This window comes from Streptomyces sp. NPDC048584, assembly GCF_043199595.1.
Lineage (GTDB): Bacteria > Actinomycetota > Actinomycetes > Streptomycetales > Streptomycetaceae > Streptomyces > Streptomyces edwardsiae.
The window spans coordinates 685,476-698,828 of sequence record NZ_JBICWF010000002.1; the positions used below are offsets into that span (position 1 = coordinate 685,476).

General features: G+C 68.8%; 17 protein-coding genes and 1 tRNA gene. 9 read left to right on the top strand and 9 right to left on the bottom strand.

Features of this window, described 5'->3' with window-relative positions:
• Positions 1 to 44: 44 nt before the first annotated feature.
• The 4 genes from ACGFR9_RS07430 to ACGFR9_RS07445 all read right to left on the bottom strand — a co-directional run bounded on the left by ACGFR9_RS07430 (position 45) and on the right by ACGFR9_RS07445 (position 3,845).
• Positions 45 to 905: a carbohydrate ABC transporter permease gene (locus ACGFR9_RS07430; protein ID WP_393203820.1), complete on the bottom strand. Its 861-nt coding sequence runs from the start codon at positions 903 to 905 to the stop codon at positions 45 to 47.
• On the bottom strand, positions 902 to 1,840 hold the full coding sequence (locus tag ACGFR9_RS07435) for a carbohydrate ABC transporter permease (RefSeq protein ID WP_393203822.1): 939 nt from the start codon (positions 1,838 to 1,840) through the stop codon (positions 902 to 904). The genes ACGFR9_RS07430 and ACGFR9_RS07435 overlap by 4 nt, the downstream gene beginning before the upstream one ends.
• On the bottom strand, positions 1,840 to 3,192 hold the full coding sequence (locus tag ACGFR9_RS07440; protein WP_393203824.1) for an extracellular solute-binding protein: 1,353 nt from the start codon (positions 3,190 to 3,192) through the stop codon (positions 1,840 to 1,842). The genes ACGFR9_RS07435 and ACGFR9_RS07440 overlap by 1 nt, the downstream gene beginning before the upstream one ends.
• Before the next feature lie 215 nt (positions 3,193 to 3,407).
• Positions 3,408 to 3,845, bottom strand: coding sequence for a DUF5980 family protein (locus tag ACGFR9_RS07445; RefSeq protein WP_393203826.1), 438 nt, complete (start codon positions 3,843 to 3,845; stop codon positions 3,408 to 3,410).
• A 516-nt stretch (positions 3,846 to 4,361) separates the two neighbouring features.
• On the opposite strand from ACGFR9_RS07445, the gene ACGFR9_RS07450 reads away from it, so the two are divergent.
• The 3 genes from ACGFR9_RS07450 to ACGFR9_RS07460 are packed head-to-tail and all read left to right on the top strand — an operon-like array spanning position 4,362 to position 5,079.
• Positions 4,362 to 4,532, top strand: a complete 171-nt coding sequence (locus ACGFR9_RS07450; RefSeq protein WP_393203828.1) for a hypothetical protein — start codon at positions 4,362 to 4,364, stop codon at positions 4,530 to 4,532.
• 38 nt (positions 4,533 to 4,570) lie between these two features.
• Positions 4,571 to 4,801 (top strand): hypothetical protein, encoded by a 231-nt coding sequence (locus ACGFR9_RS07455; protein WP_393203830.1) that lies wholly within the window; start codon positions 4,571 to 4,573, stop codon positions 4,799 to 4,801.
• The gene (locus tag ACGFR9_RS07460; RefSeq protein ID WP_393203832.1) at positions 4,801 to 5,079 is read left to right on the top strand and encodes a hypothetical protein; all 279 of its coding nucleotides are present in this window, start codon (positions 4,801 to 4,803) and stop codon (positions 5,077 to 5,079) included. Before ACGFR9_RS07455 ends, ACGFR9_RS07460 begins: the two co-directional genes overlap by 1 nt.
• Positions 5,080 to 5,102: 23 nt before the next feature.
• On the opposite strand, the gene ACGFR9_RS07465 is transcribed toward ACGFR9_RS07460, so the two are convergent.
• Positions 5,103 to 5,324 carry a hypothetical protein gene (locus ACGFR9_RS07465; protein ID WP_030223733.1) on the bottom strand — a complete coding sequence of 74 codons (222 nt, stop codon included), beginning with the start codon at positions 5,322 to 5,324 and terminating at the stop codon, positions 5,103 to 5,105.
• A gap of 229 nt (positions 5,325 to 5,553) precedes the next feature.
• On the opposite strand from ACGFR9_RS07465, the gene ACGFR9_RS07470 reads away from it, so the two are divergent.
• Positions 5,554 to 5,721, top strand: a complete 168-nt coding sequence (locus tag ACGFR9_RS07470; protein ID WP_393203834.1) for a hypothetical protein — start codon at positions 5,554 to 5,556, stop codon at positions 5,719 to 5,721.
• A 107-nt stretch (positions 5,722 to 5,828) separates the two neighbouring features.
• On the opposite strand, the gene ACGFR9_RS07475 is transcribed toward ACGFR9_RS07470, so the two are convergent.
• Complete coding sequence (locus ACGFR9_RS07475) at positions 5,829 to 6,020, bottom strand: hypothetical protein (RefSeq protein WP_393203836.1); 192 nt, start codon at positions 6,018 to 6,020, stop codon at positions 5,829 to 5,831.
• An 11-nt stretch (positions 6,021 to 6,031) separates the two neighbouring features.
• Positions 6,032 to 6,883, bottom strand: a complete 852-nt coding sequence (locus ACGFR9_RS07480) for a helix-turn-helix domain-containing protein (protein WP_393203838.1) — start codon at positions 6,881 to 6,883, stop codon at positions 6,032 to 6,034.
• A gap of 256 nt (positions 6,884 to 7,139) precedes the next feature.
• Between ACGFR9_RS07480 and ACGFR9_RS07485 the strand changes: the two genes are divergently transcribed.
• Positions 7,140 to 7,610 (top strand): ATP-binding protein, encoded by a 471-nt coding sequence (locus tag ACGFR9_RS07485; protein WP_393203840.1) that lies wholly within the window; start codon positions 7,140 to 7,142, stop codon positions 7,608 to 7,610.
• A gap of 103 nt (positions 7,611 to 7,713) precedes the next feature.
• On the opposite strand, the gene ACGFR9_RS07490 is transcribed toward ACGFR9_RS07485, so the two are convergent.
• Complete coding sequence (locus tag ACGFR9_RS07490) at positions 7,714 to 8,463, bottom strand: hypothetical protein (protein ID WP_393203842.1); 750 nt, start codon at positions 8,461 to 8,463, stop codon at positions 7,714 to 7,716.
• A 238-nt stretch (positions 8,464 to 8,701) separates the two neighbouring features.
• Positions 8,702 to 8,776, bottom strand: a tRNA-Arg gene (locus tag ACGFR9_RS07495).
• A gap of 119 nt (positions 8,777 to 8,895) precedes the next feature.
• On the opposite strand from ACGFR9_RS07495, the gene ACGFR9_RS07500 reads away from it, so the two are divergent.
• The 4 genes from ACGFR9_RS07500 to ACGFR9_RS07515 all read left to right on the top strand — a co-directional run bounded on the left by ACGFR9_RS07500 (position 8,896) and on the right by ACGFR9_RS07515 (position 13,351).
• Positions 8,896 to 9,366 (top strand): response regulator, encoded by a 471-nt coding sequence (locus tag ACGFR9_RS07500; RefSeq protein ID WP_393203844.1) that lies wholly within the window; start codon positions 8,896 to 8,898, stop codon positions 9,364 to 9,366.
• Positions 9,367 to 9,443: 77 nt separating this feature from the next.
• Positions 9,444 to 10,418: an ArgS-related anticodon-binding protein NrtL gene (nrtL, locus tag ACGFR9_RS07505; protein ID WP_393203846.1), complete on the top strand. Its 975-nt coding sequence runs from the start codon at positions 9,444 to 9,446 to the stop codon at positions 10,416 to 10,418.
• Positions 10,419 to 10,440: 22 nt separating this feature from the next.
• Positions 10,441 to 11,832, top strand: coding sequence for a diaminopimelate decarboxylase (lysA, locus tag ACGFR9_RS07510; protein ID WP_393203848.1), 1,392 nt, complete (start codon positions 10,441 to 10,443; stop codon positions 11,830 to 11,832).
• Between the two features lie 226 nt (positions 11,833 to 12,058).
• The gene (locus ACGFR9_RS07515) at positions 12,059 to 13,351 is read left to right on the top strand and encodes a homoserine dehydrogenase (protein WP_030223791.1); all 1,293 of its coding nucleotides are present in this window, start codon (positions 12,059 to 12,061) and stop codon (positions 13,349 to 13,351) included.
• The last annotated feature ends 2 nt before the right edge of the window (positions 13,352 to 13,353 follow it).

A 13,353-nucleotide genomic window follows, 5' to 3' on the forward strand; every position in this document is an offset into this window, starting at 1 on the left:
GCCCCCGCCGTGAACCGATGCGGACACCCTAGAACCCGCACCTCCTACCCCTTCACCGCCCCCGAGGTCAGCCCCCGGATGAACGACCGCTGCAGCGCGAGGAAGGCGAGCACCGACGGCAGCATCGCCAGGAAGGCGCCCACCAGCAGCACCCCGATGCCCACCTGGTCGTCGGAGCGCAGCGAGCGCAGGGCCAGCGGCAGGGTGTACTGCGCCGGGTCGGTGGCGACCAGCAGCGGCAGCATGTACTGGTCCCAGATCATCGTGAACCCGAAGATGCCGATCACACCCAGCGCCGGCCGGCACAGCGGCAGCACCACCTGCCAGAAGACACGGAACTCGCCCGCGCCGTCCAGCCGCGCCGACTCCTCCAGCTCCTTCGGGATCTCCTTCATGAACTCGGTCATCACCAGGATGGAGAAGCCCCACGCCGCCACCGGCACGATCATGCCGACCAGCGAGCCGACCAGGCTGATGTGCAGCACCGGCAGATCCGCCAGCAGCACCGACAGCGGTACGGCCAGCACCTCCTCCGGCAGCATCATGGTGGCCAGGACGAGCACCAGCACCACCGCCGACCCGCGGAACCGCTTGCGGGCCAGCGCGTACCCGGCGAGGACGCTGACCAGCACCTGCAGCGCCAGCCCGCCGCCCACCACGAGGAAGGAGTTGAGCAGATAGTCCAGCACGTTCCGGTCGATCGCCCGTTCCAGGTTGTCCAGGGACAGCCGGTCCGGGAACAGGGTGAACTGCGTCGGGTCCACGGTCGGTGTGAAGGCGCCGATCATCAGCGCCAGCAGCGGCCCCGCGAACACCGCGAACAGGACGGTGTACAGCACGAACCGCAGCACCCGGGCCCACGGCCCGCGCGCCTCCTGCAGTCCGAGCGCGGTGTCGTTCCTCATCGGACCCCCTTACGGCGTACGCGCGAGGCGACGGTCAGCACCAGCAGAATCGCGAACAGCAGCACCGTCCCGGCCGCCGCGACCCCCAGCTCGTTGCGTTCCAGACCGAGCTTGTACGTCAGCGTCAGCAGCACCTCGGTCGAGCCGTCGGGCCCGCCGTTGGTCAGCAGGAACACCTCGGTGAAGATCCGCAGTCCCCGGATCGCGGCCAGCGTCAGCAGGATCGCGAACACGGGCCGCAGTCCGGGCAGGGTGACGTGCCAGATCCGGCGGAAGCGCGAGGCACCGTCGACCGCGGACGCCTCGTAGAGCACCCGGTCCACCCCGGCCAGCCCCGCCAGGAAGATCATCATGTCGTACGGGGCGCCCCGCCAGATGCCGACGAAGGCGATGGACGCCAGTGAACTGTCCGGCGAGTTGAGGAACTCGCTGGGCCCCAGCCCGATGACGGACAGCACGGAGTTCAGCGCACCCCCTTCGGCCGGGTAGTACATGACCCGCCACACCTCGGCCACCACCGCCATGGCCGTCACCACCGGCAGGAAGATCGCCGACCGGATGAACCACAGCGACCGGGTCTGCCCCTCCAGCAGCAGCGCCAGCACCATCCCGAGCACGATCGAACCGGCGGTCGTGGCCACGGCCAGCACCACCGTGTGCCACACCGCCGCACCGAAGTCGGAACTGCCCGCGATCTCCGAGTAGTTCGCGCCGCCGACATAGGTGTTGCCGAGGAACGGCTGTACCTCCTGGAAGCTCATCCGCACGGCCTCGGCCATGGGGATGAACTTGAAGTACAGGAACAGCAGCAGGGCCGGCGCGAGGAAGAGCCAGGGCGTCGCGGCCCGGCGCAGCCGGGTCCTCACCGGAGGGGCCGAACGCGGGGCCCCCTTGGTGACCGGCCCGCGCGACGTCCGCGCCTCGGTCACCGTCATCAGCCCTTGGCCCCCTGCTTCTCGAGCTCGGCGTCGATCTCGCCCGCCAGCTTGTCCATCGCCGTGCCGACGTCGCGCGAGCAGTCGGAGACGACGCCGTTGAGTCCCTCGGAGGAGATCTGCCGGACGTTGGACCAGTTGGGCAGGGCGGGGGCGTTGCGGCCGGCCGTGTCGTACACCTTCTGGAAGACGTCCCAGCGCGGGTCCTCGCGCTCGGTGGCCCCGTCCACCTTGGTGTTGACCGGCAGCCGCACGATGATGCCGCCGTTGTCGACCCCGAGGCCGATCTTCTGCCCGGCGGGGGAGGCGGCGAACTCCGCGAACCGCTGCTGGCCCTTCTCGTTGGCCGATCCGGCCATCATGTAGACGTTCTCGCCCTCCGCCAGGGCGGCTTCCCCGCCGGCGCCCGGCGGGGCCGCGACGACCTCGTACTTGTCCTTGCCGAGCGATCCGTCGAAGCGCGGCAGCATGTACGGCCCGGTCAGATAGATGCCGCCCTTGCCGCTCTCGAACACGGTGTGTGTGGTGGAGGAGTCGGCGGTCGTGGCCCCCGGCTGGACGACCTTGGAGTCGCAGAACATCGCCTGCAGCTTCTCGACCGCCTTGATGGACGCGTCGTCGCTGATCGCGGGCGTGTAGCCGGCACCCGTCTTCTTGACGAACCCGCCGCCCTCCGACCACAGCATGGTGGAGAACCACCAGGTCAGATAGCCGCGCGTGGTGGTCCCCGGCACCACCATGCCGGCGGTGTCGTCCTTGCCGTTGCCGTCGGGGTCGTCGTCGGTGAACTTGACGGCAAGCGCGGTCAGTTCGTCCCAGCTCGTGGGAACGTCCGCCCCCACCCTGTCCCGCCAGTCCTTGCGTATCAGCAGCGCGAAGGCCTGCGAGTTGAAGGGCACCCCGTAGTACTTGCCGTCGTACCCCTGCGCCGCCTCCCAGGCCCGGTCGGCGAGGTCCCCGCTTCCGGCGACACCGTCCCGGTCGACCTCGCGGACCAGGCCCTGGGTCACCAGGTTCCCCAGTTGGCCGGTGTCGTTGATGACGATGTCCGGCAGATCCTTCTGCGCCGTGCGCTGCTGCAGCTTGGTCTCGAAGTCCGTCACGCCGACGGCGACCAGCTTCGCCTCGATACCGCTCTCCTCGGAGAACGCCTTGGTGAGGGCCTCCGCGGACTCGGCGGCGGGACTGCCGGCGTCCTGCCGGATCCACACCTCCAACGGGGCGGAGTCGTCCTGCTGCTGACCGGATCCGCCCGAGGAGCACCCCGTGACGGTGGCGGCGGCGACGGCGAGAACGGCGGCGATCGCGCCGAACCGCCGCCCTCCTTCTGGTTTACGGAGTTGCTTCGACACGAGGGTCTCCGTTTGGTCCGTACGGGCGAGGTGACCGGACTCTACGCACAGACCGCAGCCCACATCTAGACTGTGAGATGGAATTTATATATATGAACCGCCGGGGAGGTGAACCTGTGCCGGGAGCGAGGCCCGACGCCTTCTGGGAGACGGAAGCCGGCCTCACCCACTGCGGGGCGAGGCCGGCCACGACGCGATGCGGCGTCCTCTGCCGTCTAGTAGCACCTGTCCTTGAAGACGATCAGCAGCGGATCGGTCTGCGTCTCCGTGCCGTCGGTCGCCCAGATCTCGGCCGTGTACTCACCGGCCGGCGCTGCCGCGATCGACAACTGCAGCCAGCCGTTGACGACCAGACCGTGGTCGACGGGATCCCGCTCGTTCGTCCCCGGCGCGATGGTGCTGCCGCCCTCACTCGTCGAACCGGGCGGCAGATTACGCACCCCGGTCCGGATCGGCGCCGACCAGGTGCCGGAGACCGGGGCGAAGGCGTAGGTGTTGGGCCACCCGTGCCCCGCCTCGACGCAGATCCGCTGCCCCTCGGCCTCCAGTGTCCAGGCCGCCGAAGCCGAGGCCGGGGACGCGCCAACCAGCGCCAGTGCGAGAGTCGAGGACAGGCCGAGGGTCAACCCGGCCGCGCGTTGACGTGCTTTCATCGATACCTCCTGGTGGGGGAGCATGAGGCCGTGCGAAAGGGTCTCCCGGCCGTTCCCGCCGGCCGGCAGCCGTCAACGAGTGTCACTCGCTCAACAACCGTGGAACAAGGCGTAGTTGTACTTTCAATGACTGTGTCCTGATACCGCCGTAGCGACGATTGTCAGTCCCCTCCGCCGGCATCCCGTCATGCCGTACGCCATCGACCCCCACCGCCTGCCGGACCTGGCGCGGATCTCCGACGAGGACCTCGGAGACCTGCTGGTGGCGTCCCATGATGTGGACAGGCGTTCCGCGAGATCTGCGGGCTGGAAGAGCGGCCTGCTCGGCCCCCGGGACGAGGGGGACGGCGCCGAGGCCGAGAAGGCGCCGGCCGCGGGGGAGCGGCGCGTCCGCTTCCACCACACGTGGTCCGACTGGTCGGGCGGCGACGAACTGGCCTCGACCGGCAGAGTCGGCTTCGACCACCGAACGGACGGCATGTGGCACGAGGCGCCACTCGCCGAACTACCCCGCTGGTGTTCAGCGAGGCGATGCACGACGTGGACCTCTTCGTGGGCGTCACCTCGATCGCCGCGGACCCCGACCGGCGGGAGGGCGGCCCGGAACGCGCCTACCGGGAGCGGACGGCCTTCGGAGAGCTCGGCGCAACCGCCGCGACGCACTGGAACGGCTCCTGCCCCGCCTGAAGATCGCGGACCGCCGCACACTGGACGGCCGCTTCCCGGTGGTCCGGGGCGACCGGGGCACGTACGAGATCCACCTGCTCTCGGCGAACATCCTGCTGGAGCCGGACGACGCCCACCTCTGCATAGTCCCGGCCCCCGCCAGGGGTGAGCGGTACCTGCCCTTCGAGGACGACCGCCTGTCCCTGATCCTCAGCAAGGCGTTCCTGCCGGCCGCGGACGCGGACATCACGGACGAGTCCCTCCTCACACAGTTCGGGCGAGGCGCCTGATGGCCACCGTGACCTTCCGCGACGAGACCCCCACGGGCAGGCCCCTCGGGGAGTGGCAGTCGACCGGCCTCCCCGACCGCATGACGGTACGCGCCCTGATCCATCGCCGGGCAAGCGAGCAGGCGGCCCACCCCATCGACTGGGAAAGGGCCTTCCTGACCAACGGCTTCTTCCTCCTCGCCGGCGACCGCCAGGCGGACAGCCTCGACAAGGAAGTGGACCTCGCGACCACCCCCACCCTGATCTTCATCAAGCTGGTAGCCCTGGCCGGCGGCTGAACACGCACCGCGGTCGGGGCGACCTACAACTTGGTCATCTTCGAGTACGGACTCGGAATCCGTCGCTCCGCCGATCCGAAATCCACAACGGCGGCGATCCCCTCCTCGATACCGACGACCCGACCGAGGCCGTACATGTCATGCGTGACCTGATCCCCCACGGCGAAGTGCTTCGGAGGCGGAGCGACCGGAGCCTTGAAGGGACTGGTGGGCAAATGGCGCTTGGCTGCTGCTGGCTTAGTCATCGTCCCCAGTATGCGCCTGTCGCCGCTCGCCACCAGCCCTTCATGCTCCGGGGATGGACTTGCCCGAAGAAAATGGACCACTTGATCCCGAATTAACCGATATGGCCAACAATGTGAACGGCCTGCTTCCCGGCCATCGAGACGCCGCACCCCTCGCGGAACGCTTCGCCCGAGCCGGCTGGAGATCGACCTCGTCCTCCTGGCACGGCTACGAGGTGGGAACAAGCTGGTGCGAGATGGACCTGACCCCCCTCGGCGACGGGACCGTCCTCCTGAACGGAGTGATAGCCCCCACCGCCTCGACGCCCTGGCCACCCTCCTCACCCGCTTCGGCCTGCCGTACACACTGGAGCTCTACGCCGAGGACGGCACCCTGCTCCGCGAACTCCGGCGGTGATCACCGGACGCCTCCGGGCCCCTGTCGCGAGGCCCAGCCCCTCGCCGGTCTCACCCGGCGCTGACGCCGCGAGAACCCAAGCCCGCCACCACCTGAGCCCGCGCGCTCTACAGCAGATGGTCCGCCTTACCGGCCTTGATGTCGGTGATGAGGGTGCGCAGGGCTTCGAGGGAGTCGGTGAGAGGAGTCTCCTCCTGACCGGCGACAGCTATGTATCCGTTGCCGTCGGCATCGGTGCCGAGGCGGAAGCAGGAGCTGCCCTCACCGCAGAACGGGATTTCCCAAGTGATGTCGGTCATGTGGTCACTCCTCACAGTTTATGAGCGATCTCGCGGATGACGTCGCGGGACCTCTCCGGGGACAGTGCCAGACCTTCCAACAAGTCGAGCTGGGCACGGTATTTCGCGAGCTGGCCGTCACTGTGGAGGAAGTCCGGGCCATGGGAGTTGTCGATCTGCACGGTGTCGAGCTGCGGCACGGGCCCCTCGGCGTAGATGACCGTCTGTCCCGCTCCGGGGAAGGCGCCCTGGTCGAAGGGAAGCACGAGCACGGTGACGTTGTCCCGCTCGGAGACTTCCAGAAGGTGCTTCAGCTGCCCACGGGAAACGTCCCGTCCCCCGAACTGCATGCGAAGCGCCGCTTCGTGGATCACGGCCACGTACGGCACCGGGTTGTCCCGGGTGATCACACTCTGGCGCTCCGATCGGTGGGCCAGACGGAGAGCGACCTCATGTTCGGGGAGTTGCGGGATGACGGCGCGGAAGATAGCCATCGCGTGCTCCGACGTCTGGAGGAGCCCCGGTACGTGCACGGTGTTCGCGCCCCGCAGGCGTGAGGCGTAGGCCTCGGTTTCGGAGATGTCCAGAAAGCCCTGAGGCAAGCTACCCCGGTAGCGTTCCCACCATCCTGGCCGGCGCGGCTCCGCCATTTCGGCGAGGGCGTTGACGTACCTCTCGTCGGTGCAGTCACAGTTGCAGGCCAACGTGCGCAGCCGTTCGGCGTTGATGCCGCGCAGCCCGGACTCCATGTTGGAAACTCGGCTTCGGTCGACGCCGAGAAGTCCGGCGGCGTACTCCGCGGACATGCCGGCTGTGGTGCGCATCCTGCGCAATTCACTGCCCAGCCGCTTCTGACGTTGAGTGAGGATCGTCCTCGGGGGCATGACGTTCCTTCCGTACGCTGCGGTGCCCGGATTGGTCCTATAAGCACAAGTTCACCGCATCGAGGCCATTATTTCGGACCGCATGGCAAATGTGGCCCCTGCTGCTCTACTGTCAGTATCGCGCAAGTTACACAACGCGATGCCGGAAGTGCACCGCGCGAGCATGCCCGTCTGCCCTGGGCTGGGTGTGCCCGTGCCCAGGGCGGCAGGCCACCGGCAACCCCAAGCCCCTCACACGCACGCACTGGAGTTCGCCATGCCCGAGATCCCCCTCGTACCCGCCCACTGGCACTTCCCCGCCCACCCAGCCTCCGTACGACGAGCCCGCCACGCTGTCACGGAATCGCTGCCGCGCATCCTCCGCCCCCACCTCGGCGACGACCTCGGCCTCTTGACCTCCGAACTGGTCACCAACGCCATTCGTCACGGAAGCTGCCGGGAGGACGAGGACCTCATCGAACTCGTTCTGTGGCCGGCCGACGGCCACTACTGGCTCGCTGTCTCCGACCCCGGCACGGGCAAGCCCGTACTGACCCACCCTGAAGCGGACTCGGAAAACGGCCGAGGCCTCCTCCTCGTCGACAGCCTCGCCACCGCCTGGACCGTCCGTCCCCGCCCCACCCACGGAACATCGGTGATCGCGGGCCTCTCCTTCCCCCAGGACACCTGCCCCCTGCACGGTGTACCGGCGCCAAAGGGCTGGATGCGCGCTTGGATGAGCGGGTGACCGTTCGTGAAGTTGCTCGACACCTGGCGGGGACAGCAGTCCTCCGTGAGCACTGCCGCTCCATGCCGTCCTGCAGGCGATCCGGAGCCCTGCCGGCAGCGGTTCACCTGCCCCAACGACTGGTGACGGCATCCGCGACGCTGAAGACGGCGTCGCACTCCGCGCATCGCGCTTCACCGAAGACATAAGTCAACTTGCCCGCGACATCGGTCTGGTTGTCGGCGAGTGCGCGACTGTGCAGCTCTCGGGCGATCCCCTCCAGGGCTGAGGCGTCCGTGGGCTGAAGAGGGATCTTCTTTGCCGCGGTCTCATTCATGTACATGCTGTCCGTGGTGGAGAAGAAGCCGTACTCGCCGAACACCACGAAGTTCTCCGAGGCGCATGCAGGACAGGAGACCTCGTACTCCCCCTCGTGCAGTCCTTCGAGCTGCTCGCCCCAGACCTCGACACCCTGAAAACTCAGAAGCGTGGCCAGCAAATCGACGTAAGTCCCCGGGACGTCAGCGAGTGTGGGGTCCTGCAGGGCCTCTTCGGTCAGTCGGATCAGCTCGGATATCTCCGAGGTGTAGGTCACTCGGGGATCTTCCCAGTCGTGAGGCCGGTCCGTGCTGATCACGATCGAGCCGGCCAGATACAGCGGCGCCTGACGATCCGGGGTCGACCATTGCCGCGCCAGCTGGGTCAGAGCGGGCAAGACTGCGTAGCTCGCCGAGTAGACAGTGCCCTGATGGCACAGCCGGGACCACAGTTCGTCCCAGGCGGGGCTCTGTGAGTCCGTACTTGCTCCATCGAGCAGGCCGGGGACGTCTTCTGCCGTGCCATAGGCGTGGTGGAGCCGAGACCAGTCAGTCATGCCGCTGATCTAAGCAGTCGGCTGCCGCGTGACGGCGTGGTGGCCAGGGCTACGCGATCGGCAGGCGCACCGCTGCAACGAGCATCGGCTGACCAACCCGCCGAAAAGCGCCAGTCACCTGCGGGGCCGCTCCAAGATCCAGTCCACGCTTCGTCCGCGGCGCCACTCGCCCGCTCGTACACGAAGACCCTGTCATCAGCGTCTCCGCTGATGACAGGGTCTTCGGGCACCAAATCCGTGGTGCCCCCGGCAGGATTCGAACCTGCGCACACGGCTCCGGAGGCCGTTGCTCTATCCCCTGAGCTACGGGGGCGTGTCGGTCGCGGTGATCGCGGCGACGGGTAGAACAGTACCAGTTCCCGGGGGGTGGTCCGGAACCCGTTTTCGCAGCAGGGTCGGCCGGTCCGGAGGGTGGGGTGTCGCCCGTGCGGGGTGGAATGGGGGAAACGCCGGACGCGGTGGCCGGGTCCGACCTACTCTCGAGTTGTGCCAGGCGCGTCGGGCCGGGTTCTTGTTGTGGACGACAACAAGGTCATCCGGCAGTTGATCAGGGTCAACCTCGAGCTTGAGGGCATCGAGGTCGTGACCGCGGCCGATGGTGCCGAGTGTCTGGAAGTCGTTCAACAGGTGCGGCCCGACCTCGTCACCCTCGATGTCGTCATGCCGCGGCTCGACGGCCTTCGGACCGCGGCCAGGTTGCGTACGGATCCTCGGACCAGTCACCTTCCGCTCGTCATCGTCAGCGCGTGCAGTCAGTACGAGATCGAGAGCGGGCTGGAGGTCGGGGTGGACGCCTTTCTGGCCAAGCCCTTCGATCCCGCCGAGCTGGTGCGGCTGGTTCAGCAGCTGATTCCCAGTCCCCTCGAAGACGCCGAGCCGGCCGCCGGGCACGCGGGCGGGTGAGCGGGAGCCGTCCACATCTCGGGATCGCGGCCAAACCCATTCGTCTACCCACCCCCCTCCTCCCCTACGCTTGTCCCGTGACCCCCGCCGAGCTCTCCCGCACCGTGCTGCACGCGGTGCGCCGTGCCGTCGACGACGGGGAGCTGAGGGTGGCGGAGCTGCCCGAACGGGTGCTCGTCGCGCCTCCGGGGGCCGGGGGGTACGGGGACTACGCGACCAATGTGGCCCTGAAGCTGGCGAAGGCGGCCGGGCAGCCCGCGACCCGGGTCGCCGAGATTCTGCGGCCCTATCTGCTGCGTTCCCACAGCATCGGTGACGTCGTCGTCACCGGGCCCGGGTTCATCAACATCGGCCTCGCCCGCACCGGGACCGGCGCGCTCGTCCGCGAGATTCTGCGGTGCGGGTCCCGGTACGGGCACAGTGACGCGCTGAGCGGGCAGACCGTTCGGCTGCGGCCGGTGCGTGAGGTGCGGGCCGTTGTCCATGCCGAGGCGCTCAAGCGGATCCTGGAGTCGCAGGGCGCCGTCGTACACCTCGACGAGGACGGTCACGGGACCGTTGTACGGCCCGTTCCCGCTCCCTCCGATCCCTTCCGGCTAGGTCCCGACGCCGGGCGCTGGGCCCTGCTGTACCCCGCCTCCCACGACCGGCCCCGGATCGATGACGAGCATCTGGTGCAGCGGGAGAGCAACCCGCTGTTCCGCGTGCGGTACGCCCATGCCCGCAGCCGTGCGCTGCTCCGCAACGCCGCCGATCTCCACCAGGAACCCGAGCCCGGGCCCGTCGACGACGCGCAGGCACTCGGACAGGTCCTCGCCGACCATCCCCGTGTTCTCGCGGCCGCCGCCGCCCACCACGCGCCCGACCGGCTCGCCCGGCAGCTCGTCGCCGTCGCCGATGCCGTACTGCCCCTGTATCCGGCCGTGTTGCCGCTCGGCGAGGAGAAACCCTCGGCCGCCCACCGTGCCCGGCTCGCGCTCGCCGACGCCGCCGGGGCGGTGCTGGCCGGCGGCCTGTCCCTGCTCGGCATCGACGCACCCGACCACCTCTGAGAGAACCCAGAGAGACACTGACATGAGCCGTTCCGCACATCCCGCCGGGCCCCGTCACGCCGACGTCCTCCCCGAGGGGCACTACTCCGCCCCGCCCACCGACCTCAACGCCCTCGACGCCAAGGTGTGGGCCGAGACCGTCACGCGTGACGAGGACGGTGTGGTCACCGTCGGCGGGATCGACGTCAAGCGGCTCGCCGAGGAGTACGGCACCCCCGCCTACTTCCTCGACGAGCAGGACTTCCGGGCCCGGGCGCGGGACTGGCGTACCGCCTTCGGCAGTGACGCCGACGTGTTCTACGCCGGCAAGGCGTTCCTCTCCCGGGCCGTCGTGCGGTGGCTGGACGAGGAGGGGCTCAATCTCGATGTCTGCTCCGGTGGGGAGCTCGCCACCGCCTTGTCCGCCGGGATGCCCGCCGAGCGGATCGCGTTCCACGGCAACAACAAGTCGACCGGCGAGATCCGGCGGGCCGTCGAGGCCGGGGTCGGGCGGATCGTGCTCGACTCGTTCCAGGAGATCGTCCGCGTCGCGCACATCGCGCGGGAGCTCGGCACGCGGCAGCGGGTGCAGATCCGTATCACCGTGGGCGTCGAGGCGCATACGCACGAGTTCATCGCCACCGCCCACGAGGACCAGAAGTTCGGCATCCCGCTGGCCGGCGGGCAGGCCGCGGAGGCCGTACGGCGGGCGCTGCAGCTCGACGGCCTCGAGCTCATCGGGATCCACTCGCACATCGGGTCGCAGATCTTCGACATGTCCGGGTTCGAGGTCGCCGCGCACCGCGTGGTCGGGCTGCTCAAGGACATCCGCGACGAGCACGGCGTCGAACTGCCCGAGATCGACCTCGGCGGCGGGCTCGGCATCGCGTACACGAGCGACGACGACCCGCGCGAGCCGTACGAGATCGCCAAGACGCTCACCGAGATCGTCACCCGTGAGTGCGACGCCGCGCGGCTGACGACCCCCCGTATCTCCGTGGAGCCGGGCCGCGCCATCGTCGGGCCGACCGCCTTCACGCTCTACGAGGTCGGTACCGTCAAGCCGCTCGACGGGCTGCGGACGTACGTCTCCGTCGACGGCGGTATGTCGGACAACATCCGGACCGCGCTGTACGACGCCGAATACAGCGTCGCGCTCGCCTCCCGGGTCTCCGACGCCGAGCCGATGCTGTGCCGCGTCGTCGGCAAGCACTGCGAGAGTGGTGACATCGTGGTGAAGGACGCCTTCCTGCCGGGGGACCTGGCACCCGGTGACCTCATCGCCGTACCGGCGACCGGGGCGTACTGCCGGTCGATGGCCAGTAACTACAACCACGCCCTGCGCCCGCCCGTCGTCGCCGTCCGGGACGGCGAGGCGCGCGTGATCGTACGGCGGGAGACGGAAGAAGATCTTCTTCGGCTCGATGTCGGATGAGCGGCAGTGGAACGCGGAAGCAGCGGCCGCGGGAACAGCGGTCGCGGGAACAGCGGTCGCGAAAACTGTGGGTGTCCACCCAGACCTTGATCGGTTGACGGAAGATCTTCTGTCCGATCGGTCATGAAAATGAAATAGATGTCTCACGATCCGGACCAAGGGAAGAAAGTCCCGTCCGGTGAGTGAGACTGGTGCAACCGAGACGGTAATCAGGAATCGAGGTCGGATGATGCGTACGCGTCCGCTGAAGGTGGCGCTGCTGGGCTGTGGAGTGGTCGGCTCAGAGGTGGCGCGCATCATGACGACGCACGCCGACGACCTCGCCGCCCGGATCGGGGCCCCGGTGGAGCTCGCGGGCGTGGCCGTACGGCGGCCCGACAAGGTGCGTGAGGGAATCGACCCCGCCCTGGTCACCACCGACGCCACGGCGCTCGTCAAACGCGGGGACCTCGACATCGTCGTGGAGGTCATCGGGGGTATCGAGCCCGCCCGTACGCTCATCGGTACCGCCTTCGAACACGGCGCGTCCGTCGTCTCCGCGAACAAGGCGCTGCTCGCCCAGGACGGCGCCGCGCTGCACGCCGCCGCCGAGGAGCACGGCAAGGACCTCTACTACGAGGCCGCCGTGGCCGGCGCCATCCCGCTGATCCGCCCGCTGCGCGAGTCCCTCGCCGGTGACAAGGTCAACCGGGTCCTCGGCATCGTCAACGGCACCACCAACTTCATCCTCGACAAGATGGACAGCACGGGCGCCGGCTACCAGGAGGCGCTCGACGAGGCCACCGCGCTGGGGTACGCCGAGGCCGACCCGACCGCCGACGTCGAGGGCTTCGACGCCGCCGCCAAGGCCGCCATCCTCGCCGGGATCGCCTTCCACACGCGCGTGCGGCTCGACGACGTCTACCGCGAGGGCATGACCGAGGTCACCGCCGCCGACTTCGCCTCCGCCAAGGAGATGGGCTGCACCATCAAGCTGCTCGCCATCTGCGAGCGGGCCGGTGACGGCGCCTCCGTCACCGCGCGCGTGCATCCGGCGATGATCCCGCTCAGCCACCCGCTGGCCTCCGTACGCGGCGCCTACAACGCGGTGTTCGTCGAGTCGGACGCCTCCGGGCAGCTGATGTTCTACGGCCCCGGCGCGGGCGGTGCGCCGACCGCGTCCGCCGTGCTCGGGGACCTCGTCGCCGTCGGGCGCAACCGGATCAACGGGACCACCGGGCCCGGTGCGTCCGCGTACGCCGCGCTGCCGGTGTCGCCGATGGGCGAGGTCGTCACGCGCTACCACATCAGCCTCGACGTGGCCGACAAACCGGGTGTTCTCGCCCAGGTCGCCACCGTGTTCGCCGAGCACGGCGTCTCGATCGACACCGTGCGACAGCAGGGCAAGGACGGTGAGGCCTCCCTCGTCGTCGTCACCCACCGTGCGTCCGACGCGGCCCTCGGCGGCACCGTCGACGCGTTGCGCAAGCTCGACACCGTGCGTGGTGTCGCCAGCATCATGCGGGTTGAAGGAGAGTAACC

Bases quoted from the DNA above. Each gene is read 5' to 3' on its own strand.
- ACGFR9_RS07490 (WP_393203842.1), bottom strand. From the start codon at position 8,463: ATGACTGACTGGTCTCGGCTCCACCACGCCTATGGCACGGCAGAAGAC.
- ACGFR9_RS07430 (WP_393203820.1), bottom strand. From the start codon at position 905: ATGAGGAACGACACCGCGCTCGGACTGCAGGAGGCGCGCGGGCCGTGG.
- ACGFR9_RS07465 (WP_030223733.1), bottom strand. From the start codon at position 5,324: ATGACTAAGCCAGCAGCAGCCAAGCGCCATTTGCCCACCAGTCCCTTC.
- ACGFR9_RS07515 (WP_030223791.1), top strand. From the start codon at position 12,059: ATGATGCGTACGCGTCCGCTGAAGGTGGCGCTGCTGGGCTGTGGAGTG.
- ACGFR9_RS07460 (WP_393203832.1), top strand. From the start codon at position 4,801: ATGGCCACCGTGACCTTCCGCGACGAGACCCCCACGGGCAGGCCCCTC.
- ACGFR9_RS07485 (WP_393203840.1), top strand. From the start codon at position 7,140: ATGCCCGAGATCCCCCTCGTACCCGCCCACTGGCACTTCCCCGCCCAC.
- ACGFR9_RS07435 (WP_393203822.1), bottom strand. From the start codon at position 1,840: ATGACGGTGACCGAGGCGCGGACGTCGCGCGGGCCGGTCACCAAGGGG.
- ACGFR9_RS07445 (WP_393203826.1), bottom strand. From the start codon at position 3,845: ATGAAAGCACGTCAACGCGCGGCCGGGTTGACCCTCGGCCTGTCCTCG.
- ACGFR9_RS07475 (WP_393203836.1), bottom strand. From the start codon at position 6,020: ATGACCGACATCACTTGGGAAATCCCGTTCTGCGGTGAGGGCAGCTCC.
- lysA (WP_393203848.1), top strand. From the start codon at position 10,441: ATGAGCCGTTCCGCACATCCCGCCGGGCCCCGTCACGCCGACGTCCTC.
- ACGFR9_RS07480 (WP_393203838.1), bottom strand. From the start codon at position 6,883: ATGCCCCCGAGGACGATCCTCACTCAACGTCAGAAGCGGCTGGGCAGT.